Below are 24,810 nucleotides of genomic sequence, written 5' to 3' on the forward strand. Positions count from 1 at the left end.
GGTGATCGGGTGCGTCCATGCAGACCCGCCACATCCAGACCGACGGCCTGACCCAGCAGATCCTCGAGGCCGGCTCCGGCCCGCTGGTCCTGCTGGTCCACGGCTTCCCCGAACTCGGGATCAGCTGGCGCGCCCAGGTGCAGGCCCTGGCCGGGGCCGGCTATCACGCGGTCGCCCCCGACATGCGCGGCTATGGCGGGACCGACAAACCCGCCGAGCGCGAGGCCTATTCCATCCTCCATCTGGTCGGCGACATGGTCGATCTGGTCCGGGCGCTGGGCCATCAGGCCTGCACCGTCGTCGGGCACGACTGGGGCGCGCCGGTGGCCTGGCACTGCGCCCTGATGCGGCCCGACGTCTTCACCGCCGTCGCCGCCCTGTCTGTGCCGCTGCAGCCGCGCCGGGCCAAGGGGCCGCCCACCGTCGCCATGGCCGCCATCACCAAGCGCGCGGGCCTGGGCGAGCTCTACATCAACCAGTTTCAGGCCCCGGACGCCCACGCCGTCTTCGAGACCGACGTGGCGGCGGGCCTGCGCAAGGGCTTCTGGGCCTATGACGGCGCCACCCCGCCGGAGCTGCAGTCGACCGGCTTCATCCAGCCCGGCGAAAACTTCATCTCCACCGTCCCCGAGGACGCCCCCCTGCCGCCGTGGATGAGCCCGGAGCATTTCGCGGAATACGTCGCGGCCTTCTCGGCGGGCGGCTTCCGCGCCCCGCTGGACTGGTATCGATGCATCGACCTGAACTGGTCGCTGACGGCCTTCCTGCAGGAGGCGCGGGTCCGCGTCCCGGGCGCCTTCATGGTCGGCGACCGCGACCCTGTCCGTCATTATTCGGGCCAGCACGAGGCGGGACTGAAGGACATCGTCCCCGACCTGCGCTCGCAGGTCGTCGTCCCCGGCGCCGGCCACTGGATCCAGCAGGAACGGCCCGAGGCGGTGAACGCCTGGCTGATCGATTTCCTGAAGGGGCTCTAGAGCCCGCCGATCGCCTCGGCCGTCACCTCGAGGCTGTGCAGCCGGGCGTCCAGATCGTGGATCATGCCGGTGACCATCACCTCGTCCACCTTGGTCAGGGCGATGAACTCGGCCAGCTTGGTCCGCACGGTCTCCACCCCGCCGACGGCGGCGTAGGTCAGGCGGCTCTCGACCGCCGCGATCTGACGGGCGTCCAGCACCGTGGTGATGTCGTCCACCGCCGGCTTCAGCTTGCCGGGCTTGCCGGTGACCACCGCGGCGAAGGCCTGCTGCATCGAGGTCGAGACGCGCTGCGCCTCCGCGTCGCTGTCGGCGGCGAAGACGTTGATGGCGGCCATCGCATAGGGCGCGGCCAGTTGCTTCGACGGCCGGAACCCGGCGCGATAGGTCTCCAGCGCCTGGAGCAGAAGCTCGGGCGCGAAATGGCTGGCGAAGGCGAAGGGCAGGCCCAGGTGGGCGGCCAGTTCGGCGCTGAACAGGCTGGAGCCCAGCAGCCAGACCGGCACCTTGGATCCCGCCCCCGGCCAGGCGGTGACCCGCTGACCCTCGACCGGATCGCCCAGGAAGTTTTGCAGCTCCATCACGTCGCGCGGGAACTGGTCGGCGGCCTCGAAATAGCGGCGCAGCGCCCGGGCGGTCTCGCCGTCGGTGCCGGGCGCGCGGCCCAGCCCCAGGTCGATCCGGTCCGGATAGAGGGCGGCGAGGGTCCCGAACTGTTCGGCGACCACCAGCGGCGCATGGTTGGGCAGCATGATCCCGCCCGATCCGACGCGGATGGTTTGGGTCTGGCTCGCCACGAAGCCCAGCGCCACGGCCGTGGCCGCGCTGGCGATGCCGGGCATGTTGTGGTGTTCCGCCAGCCAGAAACGCTTGAACCCCGTCCTTTCGGCGGTCCGGGCCAGTTCGGCGGTTTCCAGCAGGGCGCGGCGGGCGTCTCCGCCCTCCACGATAGGCGACAGGTCGAGCACGGAGAAAGCGGTCATGGCCGACAGATCGGGTCCCGCCGTCGGCTTTCAAGACCCGGGGCGGTTACGGATTGCGATCATCGCCATTCGAAGCGTCGCGCCTTGGCGACCGGCGGCCCGCCGCCTAGGTTCGGCTCACGGAGGACCCCATGACCATCCTCGCGCTGACCCTCGCCGCCGCCGTGTCCATCGCCGGGGCCCAGACCCCCGCCGGAGAGCTGGCGGGCCGCTGGGAAGGACGCGTGAACGTCGGCGGCCAAAGCCTGCGCGTGGTGCTGAACGTCGACGCCGTCGGCGGGGCGACGATCGACAGCCCGGACCAGGGCGTCAACGGCCTGCCGGTCAGCGGCCTGTCGGTGCAGGGCGGGGTGGTCCGCTTCGCCGTGCCCGCCGCGGGTGGAAGTTTCGAAGGCACGCTGACCGACGCCGGCCGGACCGTGAACGGCGTGCTGAGCCAGGGCGGGGCCAGCCTGCCGCTGGTCCTGACCCGGGTGATGGAGCTGGCGCCGTCCGCGCCGCCGCCGCCGCCGGTGATCACGCCCGCCGCCGCGCCGTCACGGCCGCAGACGCCGGTCCCGCCCTTCCCCTATCGCAGTCAGGACGTGGTCATCGCGACCCCGACCCCGGGCGTGCAGCTGGCCGGGACCCTGACCCTGCCGGAGGGCTCCGGCCCTTTTCCCGCGGTCCTGCTGATCACCGGTTCGGGCCAGCAGGACCGCGATGAGACCGTCTTCGGCCACAAGCCCTTCCTGGTCCTCGCCGACGCCCTGACCCGGCGCGGCGTCGCCGTGCTGCGCGTCGACGACCGGGGTGTGGGCGGCTCGACCGGTCCGGTCGCGGAGGCCACCAGCGCCGACTTTGCCGTCGACGCCGAGGCGTCGGTGGCCTTCCTGGAGGCGCGCGCCGACATCGCGCACGACCGCATCGGTCTGATCGGCCACAGCGAGGGCGGGACCATCGCGCCGCTGGTCGCCGGGGCCGATCCGGACGTGGCCTTCCTCGTCATGATCGCCGGGCCGGCGGTGTCCGGCGGCGACCTGCTGGTCGAACAGTCGCGCGCCATCCAGCAGGCTTCGGGCCTGCCGCCCGCGACGGTCGAGGCCAATGTCGCCCTGCAGGCCCGGATCATGGCGGCCGTCGCGGCCAACGCCGGATCGGCGCGGGATGTCGCGGCGGCGGTCGATCCCATCTTCGCCGAAGCCGGCCTGCCCGAGGCCCAGCGCCAGGCCGCCGCCGCCCAGGTCAGCGCCCCGTGGACCCGCTGGTTCGTCGCCCACGACCCCCGGCCGTCGCTGGCGGCGCTGCATATCCCCGTGCTGGCCCTCTACGGCGGCAAGGATGCCCAGGTCCCGGCCGAACAGAACGCGACGGCCCTGCGCGCGATCCTGCCCTCGGCCGAGATCGTGGTCCTGCCGAACCTGAACCATCTGATGCAGCCGGCCGTGACCGGGCTGCCGGCGGAGTACGCCGGCATCGCCACCACCCTCGACCCCCAGGCCCTGAAGACCATCGTCGACTGGGTGGCGGCGCGATAAACGCCGCGCCCTGGATGGCGGATCAGACGGGGTGGGTCGGTTCCGGCTTCGTCGGCGCCGGCTCCGGCGTCGACGGCGTGTCGGGCAGGGGGATGAACTCCAGGTCGTCCTCGGCGGGCAGGGCCATCCGCCCGGCCTTCCAGTCTTCCTTGGCCTGGTCGATCCGGGCCTGGGTGGACGAGACGAAATTCCACCAGATCACACGCGGCCCGACCGGCTCGCCGCCCAGCACCATGACGGTCGAGGGGCGGATCGCCTTGACCGTGGGCTCGGCCGTGGGCTCCAGCACGATCATCTGGCCTTCGTGGAAGATCCGGTCGCCGACCTCGATCTCGCCCTTGGCGACATACAGGGCGCGCTCGGAATAGCCGCCGGCTCCCGTGCCCGGCGGCGGCGCGGTGCGCACCCCCTCGGCCAGCTCCCAGTGGACGTAGAACAGCGGCGACGAGATCGGCGCGGCGGCCTTGGCGCCGTAGGCCTCGCCGGCCACCAGCCGCGCGAACAGGCCGCCGTTCTCATAGGCGGGCTGGCCGTCCTCCCCCAGGTGGTGGAAGGCCGGGGCCGTCTCCTCATGCTCGGTCGGCAGGGCGATCCAGGCCTGCATCCCGTGCATGGGCCCGCCCTGGCTCTTCTTCAGCGGATCGGTGCGCTCGGAGTGGACGATGCCGCTGCCGGCGGTCATCCAGTTGACCTCGCCGGGCCGGATCGCCTGCGTCACGCCGGTGTTGTCCCGGTGCATGATCTCGCCCTCGAACAGATAGGTCAGGGTCGACAGGCCGATGTGCGGGTGCGGCCGCACATTGATCGCCTCGGCCCCCGGCGCGAACTCGGCCGGCCCCATCTGGTCCAGGAAGATGAACGGGCCGACCATGCGGCGCGAATGGAACGGCAGCACGCGTCCGACCTCGAACCCGCCCAGGTCCTTGCGCCGCGCGTCGATCACCATCTCGATCATGTCAGTCTTCCCCGTCCGGCCCTGTCGAGCCGAACGGCACTATCCGACGTGCGGGGTCACGATGCCAAGAGGCAGGGTGGTCACATTCTTCACGCCGCGCGTGACGATGTGGCTCTCGCAGTCCGACACGATGGCCAGGCTGAGAAGCTTCTCGCGCAGGAATTTGTCGAAGGCGTGCATGTCGGAGGTGATGATCCGCAGCACATAGTCCTCGCGGCCGGTGATGGTGGCGCACTGCACCACCTCCGGCCAGTGGGTCACGGCGGCCTCGAACAGGTCCAGGTTCTCGCGCGACGGCAGGCTCAGCTTGACGATGGCGTAGACCTCGAAATCCAGGCCCAGCTTCTCGGCGTCCAGCAGGGTCACCCGCTTGCGGATGAAGCCCGTATCCTCCAGCCTCTTGATCCGGCGCCAGCACGGCGAGGCCGACAAACCGACCCGGTCGGCGACCTCGGCGACCGACAGGCCGGCGTCCTGTTGCAGGATGTCAAGAATCCGGGCGTCGACGGGATCCAGCTCTTCGGCCAAGGCGTTTCTCCACTTGTTATTATGACGCAATAAAATACCCCTGATCGGCATAGTGCAAGGTCGAAATCGAGCGAGCCTTGGCACGGGCCTCGTGCTAGATCGAGGCTTGAGGAAAACGCGGTCGGATCAACCGGACAGCAGGACGGAATGAAGAAGCCCAATACCCCCCAATTGTCCCTGCGCGTGCCCGAGCCTTCGGGCCGTCCGGGCGACGCCCCTGACTTCAGCCATCTCCGCTTCGACCCCGCCGGCGCGGTCGACCGCCCGGACGTGGCGACCACCCCGTACGAGATGCGCGACCACGCCTTCAAGCTGGTCCGCGTCCTGGACGACGACGGCAAGGCGGTCGGTCCGTGGGATCCGAAGCTGGACCCGGAGACCCTGCGCAAGGGTCTGAAGGCCATGATCCTGACCCGCGCCTTCGACGACCGGATGCACCGCGCCCACCGTCAGGGCAAGACCAGCTTCTACATGAAGTGCACGGGTGAAGAGGCCATCGCGGTCGCTCAGGGCATGATCCTGGGCCGCGAGGACATGGGCTTCCCGACCTACCGCCAGCAGGGGCTGCTGATCTCGCGCGGTTATCCGCTGGTCGAGATGATGAACCAGATCTATTCGAACGCCGCCGACCCCATCAAGGGCCGCCAGCTGCCGATCATGTACTCGTCCAAGGAGTACGGCTTCTTCACGATCTCGGGCAATCTGGGCACCCAGGTGCCGCAGGCCGTCGGCTGGGCCATGGCCAGCGCCTACAAGGGCGACGACAAGATCGCCATCAGCTGGATCGGCGACGGCGCCACGGCCGAAGGCGACTTCCACAACGCCCTGACCTTCGCCGCCGTCTACCGCGCCCCGGTCATCCTGAACGTCGTCAACAACCAGTGGGCCATCTCGTCCTTCATGGGCATCGCCGGCGGGCTGGAGACGACCTTCGCGTCCAAGGCCATCGGCTACGGCCTCCCGGCCCTGCGCGTGGACGGCAACGACTTTCTCGCCGTCTGGGCCGCGACCAAGTGGGCCGAGGAGCGCGCGCGCACCAACCAGGGCGCGACGGTCATCGAGCTGTTCACCTACCGCGGCGCGCCGCACTCCACCTCGGACGACCCCAGCCGCTATCGCCCGGGCGACGAGCACGAGAAATGGCCGCTGGGCGATCCGGTCGAGCGCCTGAAGCAGCACCTGATCGCGCTCGGCGAATGGTCCGACGACCAGCAGGCCGAGGCCGAGAAGGACGCGGTCGAACAGGTCCGCGCCGCCGGCAAGGAGTCCGAGGCCATCGGCACGCTCGGCCAGTCGCGCCCCAGCGTGAAGACCATGTTCGAGGAGGTCTATGCGACCGAGGACTGGCGCCTGATCGAGCAGCGCCGCGAGGTGGGAGTCTGATCATGAGCGAGCAAACCACCTTCACCGAAGCCGACCGCAACGACGGCGTCGAACCCGACATGGTCACCGCCTCCAACGCCCCGGCCTCGACCGCGCCCAAAGGCGACGTCGTGCCGATGAACATGATCCAGGCCCTCAACTCGGCCATCGACACCAAGATGTTGGAAGACCCGAACGTCCTGTCGTTCGGCGAGGACGCCGGCTATTTCGGCGGCGTCTTCCGCGTCACCGACCAGCTGCAGCAGAAGCACGGCCTGACCCGCAGCTTCGACGCCCCGATCAGCGAATGCGGCATCGTCGCCGCCGCCATCGGCATGGGCGCCTACGGCCTGCGTCCGGTCGTCGAAATCCAGTTCGCCGACTACATCTACCCGGCCTACGACCAGATCGTCTCGGAAGCGGCCAAGCTCCGCTACCGCTCGGGCGGCCAGTTCACCTCGCCGATCACGGTCCGCAGCCCCTACGGCGGCGGCATCTTCGGCGGCCAGACGCACAGCCAGTCGCCGGAAAGCCTGTTCACCCACATCGCCGGCCTGAAGGTCGTGGTGCCGTCCAACCCCTATGACGCCAAGGGCCTGCTGACGGCCTGCATCGAGGACGACGACCCCACCATCTTCTTCGAGCCCAAGCGCCTCTACAACGGCCCCTTCGACGGCTGGCACGAGAAGCCGGTTTCGCCGTGGAAGGCCCAGGACCTGGCCCAGGTCCCGACCGGCAAATACGTCGAACCGATCGGCAAGGCGCGCATCATGAAGGAAGGCGCCGACGTCACCATCCTGGCCTGGGGCACCATGGTCTGGGTGTCGCTGGCGGGCGCCGAGCACGCGGGCGTGGACGCCGAGGTCATCGACCTGCGCACCCTCGTGCCGCTGGACATCGAGGCCATCGAGGCTTCGGTGAAGAAGACCGGCCGCTGCGTCATCGTGCACGAGGCCCCCAAGACCTCGGGCTACGGCGCCGAGCTGTCGGCCCTGGTGCAGGAGCGCTGCTTCTACCACCTGGAGGCCCCCATCGCGCGCGTGACCGGCTGGGACACCCCCTATCCGCACGCCTTCGAGTGGGAATACTTCCCCGGCCCGCAACGCGTGGCCGACGCCCTGAAAGCCACCATGAGCGGAGGTCGCTGACATGGGTCGTTTCGTCTTCAAACTGCCCGACGTGGGCGAAGGCACCGCCGAGGCCGAACTGGTCGGCTGGCACGTCAAGGTCGGCGACGTGGTCGCCGAGGACCAGATCGTCGCCGACATCATGACCGACAAGGCGACGGTGGAGATCACCGCCCCGGTCAGCGGCAAGGTCCTGGCCCTTCACGGCCAGCCCGGCGAAATGGTCCCCGTGCGCGGCCCCCTGGTCGAGTTCGAGGTCGAGGGAGCCGGCAATGCGTCCGACGCCGAACCCGCCCCGGCGCCGAAGGCCGAAGCCGCGCCGGCCCCGGCCGCCAAGGCCGATCCGGCGCCCGCCGCCGCCGCTCCGGTCGCGCAACCGGCCACCGGCGCCAACTACGTCTTCAAGCTGCCGGACGTGGGCGAAGGCACCGCCGAGGCGGAGCTGGTCGGCTGGCACGTCAAGGTCGGCGACAGCGTGTCCGAGGACCAGATCCTCGCCGACATCATGACCGACAAGGCCACCGTCGAGATCACCTCGCCCGTCACCGGCGTCGTCGTGGCCATCCACGGCGAGGCCGGTCAGCAGGTCCCCGTCGGCGGCCCGCTGGTCAGCTTCCAGGTCGAGGGCAAGGGCAATGTGGCCGCGGCCGCGGCCCCTGCGCCGCAACAAGTCGAGGCCGCGCCGGCGCCCGCCGCCAAGCCGGCGCCTGCGCCCAAGGCCGCCCCGGCTCCGGTCGCCGCCGACAGCAAGCCGCGCACCCTCTCCGACCGCAACCAGCGCCCGCTGGCCTCGCCGGCTGTCCGCAACCGCGCCCGCGACCTGGGGGTCGAGCTGCAGTTCGTTCCCGGCTCCGGCCCCGCCGGGCGCATCGAGCACGCCGACCTGGACGCCTTCGTGGCCTCGGGCGGTTCCGCATCATCCGCCTCCGGATCGACCGGCTCGACCTACGCCAGGGCCGAGGGGACGACCGAGGTCCGCATCATCGGCCTGCGCCGCAAGATCGCGGAGAAGATGGCCGAGAGCGTCCGGCGCATCCCCCACATCACCTATGTGGAAGAGATCGACGTCACGGCCCTGGAGGAGCTTCGCGCCCACCTGAACGCGACCAAGTCCAAGGACCAGCCCAAGCTGAACGTCCTGCCCTTCATCGCCCGCGCCATCGTCGTGGCCCTGCGCGACCAGCCGCAGATCAATGCGACCTACGATGACGAGGCCGGGGTCCTGACCCAGCACGCCGCCGTGCACCTGGGCATCGCCGCCCAGACGCCGAACGGGCTGATGGTGCCGGTCGTTCGCCACGCCGAGGCCCGCGATCCCTACGACACCGCCCTGGAGATCGCCCGCGTCTCGGGCGCCGCCAAGGACGGCTCGGCCAAGCGCGACGAACTGTCGGGTTCGACCATCACCATCACCTCGCTGGGCGCCTTGGGCGGCCTGGTCCACACCCCGATCATCAACCACCCGGAAGTCGCCATCGTCGGTCCCAACAAGATCGAGGAACGCGTCGTGGTGCGGAACGGCCAGATGGTCGTGCGCAAGATGATGAACCTGTCCTCGTCCTTCGATCACCGCATCGTCGACGGCCACGACGCGGCCGTCTTCGTCCAGCGGATCAAGGGGCTTCTGGAACATCCCGCGACGCTGTGGATGTGAGCTTCGGCTCGCTGATCCCGGCCGCCGCCGAGGCGAACCTAAGGAAGGGAGGCTGTCGATGACGTTCAAGGTTCTGATCGCCGCCACCGTCGTGGCCGTCTGCGCCACGTCGCCTGCGTTGGCGTGTTCGGTTGGCAAGATGAGCCCGCGCGAACTGAGGGCTGAACAGGCTCGGGATCTGCGCGACGCGGACTTGGTCTTCATCGCCAAGGTGAACGGCCAGGGAGCCTCGGACGACCCGGATACCAACGTCGTCTCCTTTGAGCCGGTCGAACGGGTTTCGGGCGCCGGGGCGATGCCCGAGAGGCTGTTGGTCGGCGTTTTCTTCTGCCTCCCGTTGCCCCAGGTCGGCTCGACCCAGGTGATCCTGATGCGGTCTGCCGACATTTCCGGCGCGCCTGACCGAACCAGCCCCGTCCTCGGCTACTACGACGTATCGGACATCGAGCATCCCAGCCTGCGCCAGCGGGTGGAGTGGGCCCTGCAAAGAGCGAATAGCGAATGACCCAGACCCTGAAGACCAAAGTCCTCATCATCGGCGCCGGCACCGGCGGCTATGTCGCCGGCATCCGTTGCGGCCAGCTGGGCCTGGACACGGTTCTGGTGGACGGCGGCGACGGCCTGGGCGGCACCTGCCTGAATGTCGGCTGCATCCCGTCCAAGGCCATCATCCACGCCGCGGGCAAGTTTGAGACGGTGTCCAAGGCCGCCGACGGTGGCACCCTGGGCATCACCGCCGCCAAGCCGGCCATCGACCTGAAGCAGACCGTCGCGTGGAAGGACGGCATCGTCCGCAAGCTGAACAACGGCGTCGCGGCCCTGCTCAAGAAGGCCAAGGTCAAGGTCATCAACGGCTGGGCTGCGTTCGCCGACGCCAAGACCTGCACGGTCAGGACCGCCGACGGCGACATCACGATCACCGCCGAACACGTCATCCTGGCCACGGGCTCCGAGCCGGTCGAACTGCCCTTCCTGAAGTTCGGCGGCGACGTCATCTCCTCGACCGAGGCCCTGTCGCTGGATGCCGTGCCGAACAGGCTGGTCGTCGTCGGCGGCGGTTATATCGGCCTGGAACTGGGCATCGCCTTCCGCAAGCTGGGCGCCGAAGTCGTCATCGTCGAGATGGCCGACCGCCTGCTGCCGCTCTACGACAAGGCCCTGACCGACCCGGTCGCCAAATGGCTGGAGAAGCACGGCGTCGAACTGCATCTCGGCGCCAAGGCCGGGTCGTTTGAGAACGGCGCGCTGAACGTCACCGCCGCTGACGGCAAGGCCCTCAAGATCAAGGCCGACAAGGTCCTGGTCACCGTCGGCCGCAAGCCGCGCACCCAGGGCTGGGGGCTGGAGAACATGGGCGTGGCCATGGCCGGTCCGTTCGTGAAGATCGACGACCGCTGCGCCACCAGCATGCGCAACGTCTGGGCCGTCGGCGACCTGACCGGCGAACCCATGCTGGCCCACAAGGGCTCGGCCCAGGGCGAGGTGGTCGCCGAGATCATCGCCGGCCACGACCGCAAGTTCGATCCCGTCACCATCGCCGCCGTCTGCTTCACCGAGCCGGAGATCGTCTCGGCGGGCCTCGGTCCGCAGGACGTGGCGGGCCGCGACGACGTCATCCAGGCGGTCTTCCCCCTGATGGCCATCGGCCGCGCCCTGGCCATCGAGGCGGGCGAGGACGGCGGCTTCGTGCGCGTCATCGCGTCCAAGACCGACCACCGCCTGCTGGGCGTCCAGGCCGTCGGCCAGCATGTGTCCGAGATGTCCAACAGCTTCGCCCAGATGCTGGAGATGGGGGCCGTGCTGGAAGACGTCGCCGGCGTCATCCACGTCCACCCGACCCTCGGCGAGGCCTTCCACGAGGCGTCCCTGCGCGCGCTGGGACACGCCATCCACATCTGACAGCTTGACCACGCGTCAGGTCTCATCAGACCGTACGGGTCCCCTGAGGCCTAGGATGGCGGCTTAAAGGAGATCGCCATGCTGATTCTCATGCTTGCCGCCCTCGTTCAGGACCCCGCTCCAGTCAAAGGCCCGTGGGTGGATTTTTCGACAGGGGCGAACCGCGTCCATGCGGACAGGGCCTCGATTTTGACTCAACACGACCGCGTCCGTCTGACCCTGACGGTCCAGGGTCCCGATGGCGCGCGACGTGAACGGGACTACTGGTTCGATTGCGCGGCGAGAACCTATTCGTCCGCGACCTGGCGAACGCTGAACGCGGCGGGCGAGGTGGACATGCGCGGTCATAGCCAGCTCCGGCCCGCCTACCGCCCCGTCAGCGGCGAAGTGGAATCCTATCGCGCCCTGGCGTGTGACGGTGACGACGGCGGCCGCCCGACGGTGGCGGAACTGCCGCGCTGAACCTTCGCCCAACCGTCACAAACCTCTGGTCTAAGCGGCGCACCTCACCCGTTGTCCGGAGACTGACGATGACCCGCACCCTGCTCGCCGCCGCCTCGGCGGTCGCCCTTCTCGCCCTCGGCGCCTGTGGCGACAACGCCGGCGCCCCCGGTTCGCAAGCGCCGCGCGCGGGCATCTGGGCCGCCGGCTCCTCGACCGTCTTCCCCTTCTCCACCCGCGTGGCCGAAAACTTCCAGCGCACCTCGGGCGGCGCCGCCCCGCGCGTCGAATCGCTGGGCACGGGCGGCGGCATCCAGGCCTTCTGCCAGGGCGTCGGCCCCTCGACCCCGGACATCGCCAACGCCTCGCGTCCGATGAAGAAGTCGGAGTTCGAGCTGTGCCAGAAGAACGGCGTCACCGACATCGTCGAGATCAAGATCGGCTTCGACGGCATCGTCATCGCCACCGCCCGCAGCGGCAATAGCTTCAACTTCCGCCTGGAAGACCTCTACCTCGGTCTGGCCAAGGAAGTTCCGGGCGCCGGCGGCGCGCTCGTCGCCAACCCGGCCACCACCTGGCAGCAGGTCAACCCGGCCCTGCCGGCCCAGCGCATCCAGGTCTACGGCCCGCCGCCCACCTCGGGCACCCGCGACGCCTTCCTGGAGCTGGGCATGGCTCCGGGCGCCAAGGAGATCCCGTCGCTGGCCGCCCTGGCCGCCGATGACAAGGACCGCTTCGAGACCCTGGCCCACACCGTCCGCGAGGACCAGCTGTGGATCGACTCGGGCGAGAACGACAACGCCATCGTCCAGACCCTGACCCGCACCCCGGGTTCGCTGGGCGTGTTCGGCTTCTCGTTCCTCGAGCAGAACATGGACACGGTGAAGGCCGAGACCATCGACGGCGTCGCCCCCTCGGCCGACACCATCGCCGACGGCTCCTACCCGCTGGCCCGCAGCCTCTACATCTACGTCAAGAAGCAGCACGTGGGCGTGACCCCGGGCCTCGAGCAGTTCGTGATGGAGTTCATGTCCGAGGCCGCCGCCGGTCGTGGCGGCTACCTGCAGGACCGCGGCCTGGTGCCGCTGCCCGAGGACCAGCTGGTCGCCCAGCGCGCCATCGCCCAGGCGCTGACGGTCATGACCGCGCCGACGAAGTAGGATCGGCCCCGCCGATACGAGAAAGGCCCCGGAGCGATCCGGGGCCTTTTCTGTCTCTGGTCTTCGCCCGTCGCGGATCGTCCGCTCGCGTAACCATAGGGTGTGTCGTTAACCTGCGATGTGTTACAGGTTGTATGTGCCGGTTTCGCCAATGCGCCGGCCCCGTCGGCGTCGTCTCGAACTCCCCCCTGACCGCGAGGCGGCGCCGACGGAAGGTTCCGGCGCTTTACGCCGCCGCTTTGCGCCGCAACCGCGCGATCCGGCGCAGCCGCCGCCAGAAGCGCCCGCGATCCGGTTCGGGATAGGGCTGCAGGTTCTCGATGAATTGCTCGGCCGAGGCCCGCCAGCTGAATTTCTCGGCATAGGCGCGCACCGTGGCCCGGTCGCACTTCAGCGCCTCCAGGCATGCGGTCCGCAGGTCCTTGTCGATCGCCCCGGCGTCGGAGCCCGGGATGATGTCGATCGGGCCGTGCGCCGGATAGGCGGCCACCGGCGTGCCCGTGGCCATGGCCTCCAGGATCACCAGGCCGAACGTGTCGGTCCAGCTCGGGAAGACGAAGACGTCCGCGTCGCGGAAGCACCGCGCCAGCTCCTCGCCGAACCGGGCGCCCAGGAATTTGGCCTCCGGATACTTCTCCTGCAGCTCGGCGCGCGCCGGCCCGTCGCCGACCACGATCTTGGTGCCGGGCAGGTCCTGTTCCAGGAAGGATTCGATGTTCTTCTCGACCGCCACCCGGCCGACGTTCAGGAAGAAGGGCCGCGGCCAGTCCTTGCCGCCCAGCTCGTCATAGATGCGCGGCAGGTCGGGGTTGAACTGTTCGGTGTCCACGCCCCGCGTCCACGGCGACACGTTGCGGAAGCCGTGCGCCGTCAGCTCGTCGCGCAGGGTCGGGGTGGCGACCATCAGCCGTCCCGACGGCTTGTGGAACCACTTCATGTAGGCGTAGCCGACCTGCACCGGAATCGGGAACCGGGCCGAGACGTACTCGGGGAATTTGGTGTGGTAGCTGGTCGTGAACGGCAGCTTCCATTCCACGCAGATGCGGCGCGTGGCGATGCCGATGGGGCCCTCGGTGGCGATGTGAACCGCCTCGGGCTCGAAGGCGCGCAGCCGTTCGCGGATCTCTTCCTCGGCGCCCAGAGCCAGCCGGATCTCCGGATAGGTGGGGCAGGGGATGGTCTTGAACTGGCTGGGCTCGACGACCTCGACCTCATGGCCCATGGCCCGGCATTCCGCCGTGATCCGGGACAGGGTGCGGACGACGCCGTTGACCTGGGGCTCCCAGGCGTCGGTGGCCAGAACGATGCGCATGTGGGCCGGGAGGCTCCGCCGTTGATCGGGCAACCGGTCTAGCGGTTTGCGACGACGTTGGCGAGACGCGGTTAAAGCGGCAACGCCGTCGTCGCCTTCACCTCTTCGAGAACGGCGTAGGTTCGGGTCTCGCGCACGCCGGGCATCCGCACCAGCACGTCGCCCAGGAAGGCGCGGTAGGCGTCCATGTCGCCGACGCGGGCCTTGATCAGATAGTCGAAGCCGCCGGCGACCATATGGCACTCCAGCACCTCGGGCTGGCGGCGCACGGCCTCGGCGAAGGCCTCGAACATGTCGCCCGTGGTCCGGTCCAGCAGCACCTCGACGAAGATCATCAGCCCCCGCCCGACCTTGGCCGGATCGATCAGGGCGGCGTAGCCGGTGATCACTTTCTTTTCGCGGAGCCGCCGGACCCGCTCGAAGCAGGCCGCGGCCGACAGATTGCACCGCCGGGCCAGTTCCGCGTTGGACAGACGGCCGTCCTCCTGCAGCGCCTTGAGCAGGCGGCGGTCCACCGCGTCGAGATTATCCATCGCCAAAACGGCTCCCGCGCCGAACGATCTTCGGCTCCTGAGAGTATCATACGATGCACATTCGGCAGTGTCCGCCATATATGCGCTTCAAGCTCAGGACATCCCGCCCATGACGACCGCCTTCTCCCCCTCCAGCGTCGCCGGCTGGGACACCCTGGATCACGGCAAATTCGCCGACGAGACCGCGACCGTCCGCAGCCTGCTGGACCGCATTCCCCTCGACGCGGGCGAGCGCGCCGCCGTCCTGGCCTCCGCCACCGACCTGGTCGAGCGGGCCCGCGCCAGCGTGAAGAAGCAGGGCGTGGTCGAAAGCTTCCTGCAGGAGTTCTCGCTCGGCACCCGCGAGGGCCTGGCCCTGATGTGCCTGGCCGAGGCCCTGCTGCGCACCCCGGATGAAGAGACCCGCGACCGCCTGATCGCCGAGAAGATCGGCTCGGCCGACTGGGCCAGCCACCTGGGCCAGTCCGACAGCCTGTTCGTCAACGCCTCGACCTGGGGCCTGATGCTGACCGGCAAGCTGGTCGACGTGGACGAAGAGGCCCGCACCGACCTGCCCGGCTTCCTCAAGCGCATCGTGGGCCGCCTGGGCGAGCCGGTGATCCGCGAGGCCGTCGCCGCCGCCGTCCGTATCATGGGCGAGCAGTTCGTGGTCGGCCGCACCATCGAGAGCGCGCTGAAGCGGTCCAACAAGGAAGGCTGGCTCTGCTCCTTCGACATGCTGGGCGAAGGCGCCCGCACCGCCCACGACGCCGAGCGCTACGAGAAGATCTACGCCGACGCCATCGAGGCGGTGGGCAAGACCTCCAAGGGCCAGGGGCCCGAGGTCGGCCACGGCGTCTCGGTCAAGCTGTCGGCCCTGTCGCCCCGCTACGAGGCGACGCATGAGGCCCGCGTCTGGTCCGAGCTCTATCCGCGCATCAAGCGCCTGGCCCTGATCGCGGCCAAGTACGACATCAACTTCACCATGGACGCGGAGGAGGCCGAACGCCTCGCCCTGTCGCTGAAGCTGCTGGACCGTCTCGCCCGCGAGCCCGAACTGGGCGGCTGGACCGGTCTGGGCCTGGCGGTGCAGGCCTATCAGAAGCGCTGCCCCGAGGTGATCCGCCGCGTGGCCGAGCTGGCGAAGTCGTCGGGCCGCCGCCTGATGGTCCGTCTGGTCAAGGGCGCCTACTGGGACACCGAGATCAAGCGCGCCCAGCAGTTCGGCCGCACCGACTATCCGGTCTTCACCACCAAGGCCGCGACCGACCTGAACTACCTGGTCTGCGCCCGCCTGATGATCGAGGCCGCGCCGCACATCTACAGCCAGTTCGCGACCCACAACGCCCACTCGCTGGCCGCCGTCTACAAGATGGCCAGCGAGCGCGGGGTGAAGATCGAGTTCCAGCGCCTGCACGGCATGGGCGAGGCCCTCTACGACGCTGCCCGCGACGCCTTCGGGCCCGTTACGGTGCGCGCCTACGCTCCCGTCGGCGGGCATGAGGACCTGCTGCCCTATCTGGTGCGCCGTCTGCTCGAGAACGGCGCCAACTCCTCCTTCGTCCACGCCCTGCTGGACGAACGCGTCCCGGCCTCCGCCGTCGCCGCCGACCCCATCACGACCGTCGAGGCCCATCCCGACCGTCACGCCAAGATCCCGACCCCGAAGGATATGTACATGGACCGCCAGAACTCGCTGGGCCGCGACTACAGCCAGGCCGCCGACCGCGAGCGCCATGCCCGCGCCCTTGAAAAGGTCGACAGTGAGAAGCTGACCTCCGGCCCCCTGATCGGCGGCAAGCTGAAGGCCGGGACCCACGCCCAGGACGTGACCAATCCCTTCGACACGACCCAGGTCCTCGGCCACGTCTCCGAAGCCACGGCCGCCGACATCGACGCCGCCGTCGACGCCGCCGCCCGCGCCCAGGTCGCCTGGGACCGCAAGGGCGGCCTGGGCCGCGCCCCGGTGCTGCGCGCCATGGCCGACGCGCTCGAGGCCGACATGGATCGTCTGGTCGCCCTGCTGTCGCGCGAAGCCGGCAAGACCCTGAACGACGCCGTCGCCGAAATCCGCGAGGCCGCCGACTTCTGCCGCTACTACGCGATGCTGGCCGAACGCGACTTCGGCGGCCCGACCGAGCTGAAGGGCCCGGTCGGCGAGATCAACCAGCTGGTCCTGCATGGCCGCGGCGTCTTCGCCTGCATCAGCCCGTGGAACTTCCCGCTGGCCATCTTCACCGGCCAGATCGCCGCAGCCCTGGCCGCCGGCAACGCCGTCCTGGCCAAGCCCGCCGAACAGACCCCGCTGATCGCCGCCGAAGCCGTGCGCCTGTACTACAAGGCCGGGCTGAACCCCGACCTGCTGGCCCTCGTCCCCGGCCGGGGCGAGACGGTCGGCGCGACCCTGGTCTCGCACCCCGGCATCGACGGCGTCGCCTTCACCGGCGGCACCGACACCGCGACCCTGATCAACCGCTCCCTGGCCGCCCGCCCGGGCGCCATCATCCCCTTCATCGCCGAGACCGGCGGCCTGAACGGCATGTTCGTGGACACCACGGCGCTGAAGGAACAGGTCATCGACGACGTCATCCTGTCGGCCTTCGGCTCGTCGGGTCAGCGCTGCTCGGCCCTGCGCCTGCTCTATGTCCCGCATGACGCCGCCGACGCCCTGATCGAGGGTCTGAAGGGCGCGCTGGCGGCCCAGGTCGTGGGCGACCCCTCCGATCCCGCCACCGACATCGGCCCGGTCATCGACGCCGACGCCAAGGCCGCGCTCGAGGCCCACCTGACCCGTCTCGGCGGCGACGCCAAGATCATCGCCCGCGCCGAACTGCCGGCGGGCGCGGAGAAGGGCCACCTGTTCGCCCCGACCATCGCCGAGATCCCGACCCCGGACTATCTGGAGCGCGAGGTCTTCGGCCCGATCCTGCACGTCTGCCGCTACGAGCCTTCGAAGCTGAAGGAGACGGCGTCCAAGCTGGCCCAGCGCGGCTACGGCCTGACCCTCGGCGTCCACAGCCGCATCGAGGCCTTCGCCGACGAGGTCGCGCGCCTGGTCCCCGCCGGCAACGTCTACATCAACCGCTCGATCATCGGCGCGGTCGTCGGCGTCCAGCCCTTCGGCGGCGAAGGCCTGTCGGGCACCGGTCCCAAGGCGGGCGGCCCCTACAGCCTGATCCGCTATGCGTCGGAAAAGGCCATCAGCAACAACATCTCCGCCCAGGGCGGCGACCCGGCGCTGCTGAACCTGTAGGCGCGAGGCGTCAGGTCCCGGCGCCTCATGGCGGCTTTCCGGTCACGGCTTTCCTCCCTAGTCTGGCGACAGGTCCAAGGGAGTTCGCCATGAAACGTCTGGTCGCCGCCGCCGCCTTCGCCGTCCTGGCCGCCTGCACCGCCGCTGAACGCGAAGCGCCCGCCGCACCCGCGGAACCCGCCCCGCCGGCCGCGGCCGCCGCGCCTGTCGCCCAGGCCGCGCCGCCGCTGTCGGCCTATGTCGGCAAGTATCCGTTCGATGAAGTGGACGGGGTCGCCTTCATCGACCATCCCGACGTGCGCCGGGCCCTGGAGACGTCGGGCGCTCCGGCGGAGGCGATCGCGCTGGCGCGTGACCGCGACACCGTGGTGGTTCCGATTTTCCGCACCGAGACCGCCCTGGTCGCCTCGGGCTACGACCCCCGCGCCGGCGGCAGCGTGAACTGGAATCTGGCCATCACGCCGAACGGCGAACAGGCGGTCGTCTGCTATCAGTCCGAACCGATCGGCCACATGTACGAGAACGGCCGCCGCACCCACCCGGTGCAGCCGCGATGCGCCAGCGACCTGGAGTCGGCCGGCGACCAGCTGTTCGAGTGGCCGTCGAACTGAGCGGGCCTGCGCTGTCCGTCTTGAACTGGATCGGCGGGGATGGGGCTCAGCTCTCCGCCGACCACGGCGGCGGCGTGTTCGCGGGGCGCCAGCAGGGTTCGATCACCGCCGCCAGATCCACGGCCCAGCCAGCGGGCGTGCCTTCCCCGGCGTCCCCGATGTAGATCGAGCGCCTGAAGTGTTGCTGGAACTCCACCCGGACAGCGTCCGCGTGGAGCGTCAGACCCTCCAGGTAGTCGGCCACCGTGGGATCGTGATCGAAACGGGTGACGGCATTGGGCGTCCACCGTGCATCGGATGCGCGCCCCAGCGCCGCGACGGCCCCGGGGCAGGCGCGCAGGTCGGCCTCCAGCCACTCCGTCCCGAGCTCGGCCAGGGCGGCCCGGATCAGCGGGGTAGAGGTCGCGCCCCGTTTGCCCAGCTCATTGAGGAGGTAAAGGCCCCGTTGGCGGAGCCGCTCCATCCCGGGCGGGGCGGGCGCCCGCACCATGCGGGCTCTCAACCGCGAAGCGCACTGATCCCCGACCGCTTCTCCGTCAACGCAGCCTTCGGCGACGGCGATGGCGTAGACAGGCCATCCATAGTCGTCCCCGGTGTAGACGATCCTGATGATCGAACGATCCCGGATGGATGGGGACGGAAAGTATGCGGTCGGGTCGAACGCCAGCGCCCGAACGGGATCGCGGAGGTCGAAGACGGAGACGCTCTGCTGATCCTGCGCCAGAACCGGCTGCGCGAGGGCGCCGAGGACTAGTGGCCACAGGGCGATATGGAGCGGAAAACGCATGGCAGGCACCCTGCCTCCGACGGCCGGTATCCGCAACGCGGCGTGGGCGGCCCCGCCCTTGGTCCGCGTCAGCGTCGGAACATGTCCATCGTGCCCAGATGGATGCTGCCGACGGGGATCAGGTTGGCGCTCAGGCGGACGTTCCCGGTGAAGCCGCCGGTCCGGCGTCCGTTCAGGGTGTAGATCATCCGGGCGCCGTCCGTCCGCATGGTGACCACCAGCCCGCCCCGGCGCAGCTGGCAGTCCGTCGGCGCGCCGTCGAGCGCGCAGGCGATACCGGCCGGTCCCCGCGGGGTGACGCTCAGGGCCATCTCCACGCGTCCGCTGTCGGTCTTGACCGTGATGTTGGCACCTTCCGCCGGCGTCATCCGCAGGGTCCAGTTCCCCAGAACCTCGGCGCGCTGCAGGGCCTGCGCGTTCGCCGCTCCCGCCGCCATGCAGGCCGACAGCAGCACCGCCACGCCCCGTCGCCGGTATCCCGCCATGCCCGTTCACCCCTGCGTTCAACCGAAGGCTAGGGCGCGCGCTGACGGTGTGGCGAGTTAACTTTTGGACAGGCCCGGCTGGCGCGAGGCCCTTCCATTCCGCCCGCGACCTACGAGAAGACTATCGGCGCCAGACAGGCCTCAGACTTGGCCTGTGATGCAGGAACCAGCCGATCATGAAGAAGCCGAAGGCCAACGCCATGAGCAAGGCGAGTCCCCAGGCCTCGTTCTGGGAGATGAAGAAGATGCGGCCATGGTTCGACATCTCGACCGTGAGATGTTCAGACCGGGCTGAACCCCGCCTGGCGAAGTTTAGGAATTGCTCGAAGGCCAGCACCCACGTCATTATCGACGCGCCGACGAGCCCCCACTTGATCATTTCGGCCAGCCCCCCGCGCGGCTGAGGGCGCTGGGGGCGGGGCGGCCGATCTTCTCGCCGATCCAGCGGGCGGTCCCGATCAGGGCGTCCAGGTCGTAGCCGGTCTCGAACCCGGCCCGCTCCAGCATGTAGACCAGGTCCTCGGTGGCGATATTGCCCGTGGCGCCCGGCGCGAACGGACAGCCGCCGATGCCGCCGACCGAGGCGTCCAGCACGTCCACCCCGGCCTCGATCCCGGCATGGGCGTTGGCCAGGCCGGTGTTGCGGGTGTCGTGGAAATGCAGGCGCAGGACCGCGTCCGGCGCCGCCTTGCGCGCCGCCTCGACCTTGCGGGTGACGGCCCAGGGGTCGCCGACGCCGATGGTGTCGGCCAGGGCGATCTCGCCGACGCCCAGCGCCGCGATCCGGCCTACCAGATCGGCGACCTGATCGACCCCGACCTCGCCGTCGAACGGGCAGCCCCAGACGCAGGACAGGGTGGCGGACAGGGACGGCGCGGCGCCCGCGGCGGCCCCGGCGTTGGCCCGGCCGGCCACGATGGCGGCCAGCATCTCGACCTGCTGGTCGACGGTCAGTCCCTGGTTCTTCAGGCCGAAGCCGTCGGTGGCGGACATGGCGACGTTGACCTCGTCCACCGCCGTGCCCAGCGCCCGGTCATAACCCTTGCCGTTCAGGACCAGCCCGATGCGGCTGCGGCCCTCCTGATGGGGCAGGGCGGCCATGACCTCCTCGGCCCCGGCCATCTGGGGCACGTATTTGGGATGGACGAAGCTGACCGCCTCGATCCGCCGCGCCCCGGCCGTCTCCAGCCGCGTCACCAGATCGGCGCGGACGGCGGGCTCCAGGATGGCCTTCTCGTTCTGCAGGCCGTCGCGGGGACCGACCTCGACGATGGTGATCCTGCGGCTCACCGGACGGGCTCCGCGGGGTTCAGGGTCGGGGCGGGCCCGTCGCCGGGCGGGGCGTAGACGAACAGGTCCACGTCGTCGCCCTGCGAGTAGTTGTAGCCCCGGACCTCGCCGACGGCCCGGCCGGGGACGCCCGTACGCGCGGTGGCGGCGCGGAAGGCCTCCGCCTCGCGTTCCTCGACGATGGCGGGGCGGCCCTCGGCCAGGGCGCGGGCGGCGCCCTCGGCGTCGGTCAGTTCGGTGTCCCGACCGGTCAGGAAGACGAAGCTGGGCTCATGATAGCCGGCGATGGCCACAGGGCCGGGCCGTCCCTGACGCGGGTGCAGGTCGGCGCGGTACAGGACCTTGTCCAGCTGGGGCGAGACCGACAGCGGGCGCAGCTGACGCAGCGTCCCGGCCAGCGCCCCGTGGGCGACGACGCCCAGCACGATGCTGACCAGAACGGCCGTCACCGCCGCCCGGTGCATCAGCAGGAAGGCCCCGATCAGGGCCGCCAGCACGGCGAAGACGATGGTGATCGTGGCCCAGGTCTGGGCGGTCGACTTGCCGTATTCGGTCAGGCCGTAGACCACCCCCGCGGCCAGCAGCACGCCGACCAGCACGGTCAGGGCGGCGCCGATGTAGCGCGACAGGTTGCCGATCGGCCGGGTCAGGGCCGCGCCCGCCAGCAAGGCCAGGGCTCCGTAGGCGGGCAGGGTGTAGTGAGCCAGCTTGGTCGGGGTCAGCTCGAAGATGATCCAGGCCGGGACCAGCCAGCACACCAGGAAGCGGATCGCCGGCTCGGCGCGGCGGCTCCACCCGGTCGACAGGGCGGCGGGCAGCAGCAGGGTGGCGGGGAAGAACATCACCAGCGCGCCCAGCACATAGTAGCCCGGAGGCGCGCCGTGGCTCTCGTGGCCGCCCGCGATCTTGGGCGCCAGGTCGCCGGCGATGGCCTCGCGCCAGAAACCGCCGTCGGTGGCGATGGTGATGGCGATCGCCCAGGGACCCACCAGCAGGGCCACCAGCGGCAGGCCCCAGCCCCAGCCCAGCCGCTTGAGCCAGCGGAAATCCCGGTCCCATGCCGAGACCGCCAGCATGGCCGGTGCGATGACGATCAGGCCGATGGGTCCCTTGATCAGGATCGACAGCCCCAGGCCCAGCCAGAACATCAGCTTGTGCGGTCTCTGTGGCGTCTCCCCGGCCCGGGAGGCCAGGTAGATGCGCGCCAGCCCCGCCATGGCCAGGGTCACGGCTCCGCACAGCATGGCGTCGGTCTTGGCGATCCCCGCCTCGGTCGACAGCAGGAAGGAGGCCCCCATGATGGCCCCGGACAGGAAGCCCGCCCGGGCGCCGAACATGGCCTGCCCCACCCAGGCGATGGCCGCCGCGGCCATCATGGCCCCGAGGATGGAGGGGATGCGGTAGGGCTGGATGTCCCGGTTCTCGACCTGGGAGGTGGCGGCCACGGCCAGGGCCTGCATCCAGTAGATGCCGACCGGCTTCTTCCAGCGCGGATCGTCCTGGAAGCGGATGTCGACATAGTCGCCGCTCTCCAGCATCTGCGAGGTCGCCTGGGCGTAGCGGCTTTCGTCGCGGTCCAGCGGCGGCAGTAGGGCCAGGACGGGCAGGCCGGCGAACAGCGCGATCAGCGCCGCCAGCACGGGGCCCCGCCATCCGGCGATGTATCGGTCGAGGTCAGGGCGCGTGATCGGAAGCGTCATGGGAGCGTCTTATCACGCCGGTTCCGCCGCCGTCATGCGTGTGCGGAGCATGTCTCCCGCGCGGCGTCAAAACCGGCTAGACAGCGGTCATGACCGAAGCCGTTCCCGACATCTCCGTCGTCGTCCCCGTCCATGACGAACAGGGCGCCGCAGGCCCGCTGGCGCGCGAGATCGCCGCCGCCTTCGCCGGGCGCTCGTTCGAGATGGTCTTCGTCAATGACGCCTCCAGGGACCGGACGCTGGAGGAGCTGCGCGCCCTGCAGGCCGAGCTGCCGCAACTGCGGGTGCTCAGCCACGGCTCCAACGCGGGCCAGAGCCGCGCGGTGCGCACCGGGGTGCTGGCCGCCCGCGGCGCCATCGTGGTGACCCTGGACGGCGACGGCCAGAACCCGCCGGCCGACGCGCCGAAGCTGGCCGACCTGCTGGCGGCCTCGCCGCCCAACGTCGCCCTGGTCGGCGGCGTCCGGGCCAAGCGGCAGGACTCGGAGGCCAAGCGCTGGGCCTCGCGCTGGGCCAACCGGATCCGCAAGAAACTGCTGGGCGACGACGCCGACGACACCGGCTGCGGTCTGAAGGCCTTCCGCCGCGACATCTTCCTGCGCCTGCCCTACTTCGATCACATCCACCGCTACCTGCCGGCGCTGATGATCCGCGAGGGGTATGAGAACCGCTACCTGGACGTCGATCACCGCCACCGCGAGACGGGCCAGTCCAAGTACACCAACTGGGGCCGGCTGATGGCCTCGTTCTCGGACCTGCTGGGCGTGATGTGGCTGAAGTCCCGCTCGCGCCGCCCCGGGGCGATCAGCGAGTTCTAGGCCTCCGCGTCGGGACGTTCGCCTGTCAGGCGACCGGGCGTAGCCGTATGGAGCGAACCGGGTTATCTATCGTTAACAAGCGCGGCCGTTACCGGCCGTGGATGCTGGAGCCCCGCCCATGTTGGTCGCCCTGCCGCTGCTGGTGATCCCGGTGATCCTGTACAACATCGTGGTGCTGTCGAGCCTGTTCACCGGCGGCGACCACGTGAACCTGGCCGCGGGCGGCGCCGACGCCATCCTGCGCGATCCGATGTTCTCGATCCCCATGGCCTCGGGGACCAGCTGGAACGTCGGCGTGGGCGACCTGATCCTGTTCCTGTCGCTGATCCTGCTGTTCTTCGAACTGCTGAAGTCGACCTCCAGCCAGAAGGTCGCGATCGTCAATCACGCCCTGTCGATGGTGCTGTTCATCGTCGTCCTGGTCGAGTTCCTGCTGATCAAGGGCTTCGCCACCTCGACCTTCTTCCTGATCGTGGCGATGGTCATGCTCGACGTGCTGGCCGGCTTCATCGTGACCATCATCTCGGCCCGCAAGGATCTGGATTTCGGGGGAGCGGCCTAAGGCGGAGGAGCTCTCTTGTCCCCATCGACATCGCGATTGTCGTGGCTGTGCTGGAGGTCGTGACCCCAACGAATTTCTGAGTGGTCCACTTCGTGGAACCCACCGAACATATCCGTGAAGGTTGCGCGCACTCGAATAACAAAGCTTCCCGTGCCCGCCTGCACATTGGCCCACTCGTTTGCAAATTCCGCTTTCTGGGTTTCGATGAACCACAAGCGGCCGTCGCCCGGAGCGAGGTCGTCAACGCGCAGCATCTCGTCGCAGATCAGCTGCTCAAGCGGGAACCGAAAAGGCCTGCCGCCAACATATTGAATGGTGCCGCCAATTCGCATTGACCGAGCAGCGGTCAAACCCTTGTTCTCATAGTTCCAGTTAAATCTAACGCTGTCTCCAAGGTCTGTGACGTTGGAAAACCTGGGCTTGGGAACATGGGCTCGCAACTCTTCCCGAGCGACGAGGTGAGACAAGTCGAGGCTTTCTCGAGTTTGTCTCAACGCGCGCTGAGTCATTATCAGGCTCCCGGCGAGACCCGCGACGGTCAGCCAGCCCAAGAAGATCTGCCAGCGCGTCAGATCGACCATTTGGTTCGCGGCTCGAACTTCTTCCCGATGAGCCTCAAGCTCTCGATCGGCGCGGTCTTCCTGATGTTCAATCAGCGCCGCATTGGGAGCCGCCGCTGCGGCGGATGTCAGGATGGCGATCGCCGTAAAGGTCAGAAGTCGCATAGTGCTCCGGGCGTCGCTGGAAGCGAAGTATCGCTCAGATGGAAGCGGCAAGCTAAAGTCTGAGACAGTGAAGCCCAAGTCTGGTCGCGCTAAGCCGCAAGCTCAGGAGAACCCGACGAAGATCAGGGCGACGACGGTGATATCGAAGGCGC

24 protein-coding genes are annotated in these 24,810 nt (G+C 69.4%); 13 read left to right on the top strand and 11 right to left on the bottom strand.

Features of this window, described 5'->3' with window-relative positions:
• The first annotated feature begins 17 nt into the window (after positions 1-17).
• Positions 18-977 (top strand): alpha/beta fold hydrolase, encoded by a 960-nt coding sequence (locus tag AC07NB_RS11475; RefSeq protein ID WP_494571077.1) that lies wholly within the window; start codon positions 18-20, stop codon positions 975-977.
• Here AC07NB_RS11475 and AC07NB_RS11480 read toward each other — a convergent pair.
• Positions 974-1,960 carry an LLM class flavin-dependent oxidoreductase gene (locus tag AC07NB_RS11480; RefSeq protein ID WP_492312201.1) on the bottom strand — a complete coding sequence of 329 codons (987 nt, stop codon included), beginning with the start codon at positions 1,958-1,960 and terminating at the stop codon, positions 974-976. The two genes, AC07NB_RS11475 and AC07NB_RS11480, sit on opposite strands and share 4 nt — an antisense overlap.
• 131 nt (positions 1,961-2,091) lie before the next feature.
• Between AC07NB_RS11480 and AC07NB_RS11485 the strand changes: the two genes are divergently transcribed.
• On the top strand, positions 2,092-3,477 hold the full coding sequence (locus AC07NB_RS11485; protein WP_494571078.1) for an alpha/beta hydrolase family protein: 1,386 nt from the start codon (positions 2,092-2,094) through the stop codon (positions 3,475-3,477).
• Positions 3,478-3,499: 22 nt separating this feature from the next.
• Here the strand turns inward: AC07NB_RS11485 and AC07NB_RS11490 are convergent, their stop codons facing one another.
• Together AC07NB_RS11490 and AC07NB_RS11495 are read right to left on the bottom strand one after the other, a co-directional pair.
• A complete protein-coding gene (locus AC07NB_RS11490) occupies positions 3,500-4,432 on the bottom strand; it encodes a pirin family protein (RefSeq protein ID WP_494571079.1) in 933 nt (310 codons plus the stop codon).
• Positions 4,433-4,471: 39 nt separating this feature from the next.
• A complete protein-coding gene (locus tag AC07NB_RS11495; protein ID WP_291839544.1) occupies positions 4,472-4,960 on the bottom strand; it encodes an Lrp/AsnC family transcriptional regulator in 489 nt (162 codons plus the stop codon).
• Between the two features lie 147 nt (positions 4,961-5,107).
• On the opposite strand from AC07NB_RS11495, the gene AC07NB_RS11500 reads away from it, so the two are divergent.
• The 7 genes from AC07NB_RS11500 to AC07NB_RS11530 all read left to right on the top strand — a co-directional run bounded on the left by AC07NB_RS11500 (position 5,108) and on the right by AC07NB_RS11530 (position 12,603).
• Positions 5,108-6,343, top strand: a complete 1,236-nt coding sequence (locus tag AC07NB_RS11500) for a 3-methyl-2-oxobutanoate dehydrogenase (2-methylpropanoyl-transferring) subunit alpha (protein WP_494571080.1) — start codon at positions 5,108-5,110, stop codon at positions 6,341-6,343.
• A gap of 2 nt (positions 6,344-6,345) precedes the next feature.
• A complete protein-coding gene (locus tag AC07NB_RS11505; protein ID WP_494571081.1) occupies positions 6,346-7,470 on the top strand; it encodes an alpha-ketoacid dehydrogenase subunit beta in 1,125 nt (374 codons plus the stop codon).
• A 1-nt stretch (position 7,471) separates the two neighbouring features.
• On the top strand, positions 7,472-9,103 hold the full coding sequence (locus AC07NB_RS11510; RefSeq protein WP_494571082.1) for a dihydrolipoyl dehydrogenase family protein: 1,632 nt from the start codon (positions 7,472-7,474) through the stop codon (positions 9,101-9,103).
• Positions 9,104-9,161: 58 nt separating this feature from the next.
• Positions 9,162-9,608 (top strand): hypothetical protein, encoded by a 447-nt coding sequence (locus AC07NB_RS11515; protein WP_494571083.1) that lies wholly within the window; start codon positions 9,162-9,164, stop codon positions 9,606-9,608.
• Complete coding sequence (gene lpdA, locus AC07NB_RS11520; RefSeq protein WP_494571084.1) at positions 9,605-11,002, top strand: dihydrolipoyl dehydrogenase; 1,398 nt, start codon at positions 9,605-9,607, stop codon at positions 11,000-11,002. Before AC07NB_RS11515 ends, lpdA begins: the two co-directional genes overlap by 4 nt.
• A gap of 78 nt (positions 11,003-11,080) precedes the next feature.
• Positions 11,081-11,464: a hypothetical protein gene (locus tag AC07NB_RS11525; RefSeq protein WP_492312208.1), complete on the top strand. Its 384-nt coding sequence runs from the start codon at positions 11,081-11,083 to the stop codon at positions 11,462-11,464.
• A 68-nt stretch (positions 11,465-11,532) separates the two neighbouring features.
• Positions 11,533-12,603, top strand: a complete 1,071-nt coding sequence (locus tag AC07NB_RS11530) for a substrate-binding domain-containing protein (protein ID WP_494571085.1) — start codon at positions 11,533-11,535, stop codon at positions 12,601-12,603.
• A gap of 226 nt (positions 12,604-12,829) precedes the next feature.
• Here the strand turns inward: AC07NB_RS11530 and AC07NB_RS11535 are convergent, their stop codons facing one another.
• The gene (locus AC07NB_RS11535) at positions 12,830-13,915 is read right to left on the bottom strand and encodes a glycosyltransferase family 4 protein (RefSeq protein WP_492312209.1); all 1,086 of its coding nucleotides are present in this window, start codon (positions 13,913-13,915) and stop codon (positions 12,830-12,832) included.
• A 71-nt stretch (positions 13,916-13,986) separates the two neighbouring features.
• On the bottom strand, positions 13,987-14,448 hold the full coding sequence (locus tag AC07NB_RS11540) for an Lrp/AsnC ligand binding domain-containing protein (RefSeq protein WP_492835710.1): 462 nt from the start codon (positions 14,446-14,448) through the stop codon (positions 13,987-13,989).
• Between the two features lie 109 nt (positions 14,449-14,557).
• On the opposite strand from AC07NB_RS11540, the gene putA reads away from it, so the two are divergent.
• Both putA and AC07NB_RS11550 read left to right on the top strand, forming a co-directional pair.
• Positions 14,558-17,680 (top strand): bifunctional proline dehydrogenase/L-glutamate gamma-semialdehyde dehydrogenase PutA, encoded by a 3,123-nt coding sequence (gene putA / locus AC07NB_RS11545; RefSeq protein ID WP_494571086.1) that lies wholly within the window; start codon positions 14,558-14,560, stop codon positions 17,678-17,680.
• A gap of 89 nt (positions 17,681-17,769) precedes the next feature.
• Complete coding sequence (locus tag AC07NB_RS11550) at positions 17,770-18,291, top strand: hypothetical protein (RefSeq protein WP_494571087.1); 522 nt, start codon at positions 17,770-17,772, stop codon at positions 18,289-18,291.
• 46 nt (positions 18,292-18,337) lie between these two features.
• Here AC07NB_RS11550 and AC07NB_RS11555 read toward each other — a convergent pair whose 3' ends face one another.
• From AC07NB_RS11555 to AC07NB_RS11575, 5 genes are all read right to left on the bottom strand, one after another.
• Complete coding sequence (locus AC07NB_RS11555; RefSeq protein WP_494571088.1) at positions 18,338-19,078, bottom strand: hypothetical protein; 741 nt, start codon at positions 19,076-19,078, stop codon at positions 18,338-18,340.
• A gap of 68 nt (positions 19,079-19,146) precedes the next feature.
• Positions 19,147-19,563: a hypothetical protein gene (locus AC07NB_RS11560; RefSeq protein ID WP_494571089.1), complete on the bottom strand. Its 417-nt coding sequence runs from the start codon at positions 19,561-19,563 to the stop codon at positions 19,147-19,149.
• Between the two features lie 121 nt (positions 19,564-19,684).
• Positions 19,685-19,942, bottom strand: coding sequence for a hypothetical protein (locus AC07NB_RS11565; RefSeq protein ID WP_494571090.1), 258 nt, complete (start codon positions 19,940-19,942; stop codon positions 19,685-19,687).
• The gene (locus AC07NB_RS11570) at positions 19,939-20,853 is read right to left on the bottom strand and encodes a hydroxymethylglutaryl-CoA lyase (protein WP_494571091.1); all 915 of its coding nucleotides are present in this window, start codon (positions 20,851-20,853) and stop codon (positions 19,939-19,941) included. The genes AC07NB_RS11565 and AC07NB_RS11570 overlap by 4 nt, the downstream gene beginning before the upstream one ends.
• A complete protein-coding gene (locus AC07NB_RS11575) occupies positions 20,850-22,553 on the bottom strand; it encodes an ArnT family glycosyltransferase (protein ID WP_494571092.1) in 1,704 nt (567 codons plus the stop codon). The genes AC07NB_RS11570 and AC07NB_RS11575 overlap by 4 nt, the downstream gene beginning before the upstream one ends.
• 89 nt (positions 22,554-22,642) lie before the next feature.
• On the opposite strand from AC07NB_RS11575, the gene AC07NB_RS11580 reads away from it, so the two are divergent.
• Both AC07NB_RS11580 and AC07NB_RS11585 read left to right on the top strand, forming a co-directional pair.
• Entirely contained in the window at positions 22,643-23,371 is a 729-nt protein-coding gene (locus AC07NB_RS11580) for a glycosyltransferase family 2 protein (RefSeq protein WP_492312216.1), read from the top strand.
• A 118-nt stretch (positions 23,372-23,489) separates the two neighbouring features.
• Positions 23,490-23,933: a hypothetical protein gene (locus tag AC07NB_RS11585; protein ID WP_291837441.1), complete on the top strand. Its 444-nt coding sequence runs from the start codon at positions 23,490-23,492 to the stop codon at positions 23,931-23,933.
• On the opposite strand, the gene AC07NB_RS11590 is transcribed toward AC07NB_RS11585, so the two are convergent.
• Positions 23,930-24,658, bottom strand: a complete 729-nt coding sequence (locus tag AC07NB_RS11590; RefSeq protein ID WP_494571093.1) for a hypothetical protein — start codon at positions 24,656-24,658, stop codon at positions 23,930-23,932. The two genes, AC07NB_RS11585 and AC07NB_RS11590, sit on opposite strands and share 4 nt — an antisense overlap.
• Positions 24,659-24,810: the final 152 nt, after the last annotated feature.

It is taken from the genome of Brevundimonas sp. GW821-FHT09G01 (assembly GCF_059416065.1).

Bases quoted from the DNA above. Each gene is read 5' to 3' on its own strand.
- AC07NB_RS11555 (WP_494571088.1), bottom strand. From the start codon at position 19,078: ATGCGTTTTCCGCTCCATATCGCCCTGTGGCCACTAGTCCTCGGCGCC.
- AC07NB_RS11550 (WP_494571087.1), top strand. From the start codon at position 17,770: ATGAAACGTCTGGTCGCCGCCGCCGCCTTCGCCGTCCTGGCCGCCTGC.
- AC07NB_RS11590 (WP_494571093.1), bottom strand. From the start codon at position 24,658: ATGCGACTTCTGACCTTTACGGCGATCGCCATCCTGACATCCGCCGCA.
- AC07NB_RS11540 (WP_492835710.1), bottom strand. From the start codon at position 14,448: ATGGATAATCTCGACGCGGTGGACCGCCGCCTGCTCAAGGCGCTGCAG.
- lpdA (WP_494571084.1), top strand. From the start codon at position 9,605: ATGACCCAGACCCTGAAGACCAAAGTCCTCATCATCGGCGCCGGCACC.
- AC07NB_RS11490 (WP_494571079.1), bottom strand. From the start codon at position 4,432: ATGATCGAGATGGTGATCGACGCGCGGCGCAAGGACCTGGGCGGGTTC.
- AC07NB_RS11565 (WP_494571090.1), bottom strand. From the start codon at position 19,942: ATGATCAAGTGGGGGCTCGTCGGCGCGTCGATAATGACGTGGGTGCTG.
- AC07NB_RS11530 (WP_494571085.1), top strand. From the start codon at position 11,533: ATGACCCGCACCCTGCTCGCCGCCGCCTCGGCGGTCGCCCTTCTCGCC.
- AC07NB_RS11500 (WP_494571080.1), top strand. From the start codon at position 5,108: ATGAAGAAGCCCAATACCCCCCAATTGTCCCTGCGCGTGCCCGAGCCT.
- AC07NB_RS11575 (WP_494571092.1), bottom strand. From the start codon at position 22,553: ATGACGCTTCCGATCACGCGCCCTGACCTCGACCGATACATCGCCGGA.
- AC07NB_RS11585 (WP_291837441.1), top strand. From the start codon at position 23,490: ATGTTGGTCGCCCTGCCGCTGCTGGTGATCCCGGTGATCCTGTACAAC.
- AC07NB_RS11510 (WP_494571082.1), top strand. From the start codon at position 7,472: ATGGGTCGTTTCGTCTTCAAACTGCCCGACGTGGGCGAAGGCACCGCC.
- AC07NB_RS11485 (WP_494571078.1), top strand. From the start codon at position 2,092: ATGACCATCCTCGCGCTGACCCTCGCCGCCGCCGTGTCCATCGCCGGG.
- AC07NB_RS11535 (WP_492312209.1), bottom strand. From the start codon at position 13,915: ATGCGCATCGTTCTGGCCACCGACGCCTGGGAGCCCCAGGTCAACGGC.
- putA (WP_494571086.1), top strand. From the start codon at position 14,558: ATGACGACCGCCTTCTCCCCCTCCAGCGTCGCCGGCTGGGACACCCTG.
- AC07NB_RS11515 (WP_494571083.1), top strand. From the start codon at position 9,162: ATGACGTTCAAGGTTCTGATCGCCGCCACCGTCGTGGCCGTCTGCGCC.
- AC07NB_RS11505 (WP_494571081.1), top strand. From the start codon at position 6,346: ATGAGCGAGCAAACCACCTTCACCGAAGCCGACCGCAACGACGGCGTC.
- AC07NB_RS11580 (WP_492312216.1), top strand. From the start codon at position 22,643: ATGACCGAAGCCGTTCCCGACATCTCCGTCGTCGTCCCCGTCCATGAC.
- AC07NB_RS11525 (WP_492312208.1), top strand. From the start codon at position 11,081: ATGCTGATTCTCATGCTTGCCGCCCTCGTTCAGGACCCCGCTCCAGTC.
- AC07NB_RS11475 (WP_494571077.1), top strand. From the start codon at position 18: ATGCAGACCCGCCACATCCAGACCGACGGCCTGACCCAGCAGATCCTC.
- AC07NB_RS11480 (WP_492312201.1), bottom strand. From the start codon at position 1,960: ATGACCGCTTTCTCCGTGCTCGACCTGTCGCCTATCGTGGAGGGCGGA.
- AC07NB_RS11560 (WP_494571089.1), bottom strand. From the start codon at position 19,563: ATGGCGGGATACCGGCGACGGGGCGTGGCGGTGCTGCTGTCGGCCTGC.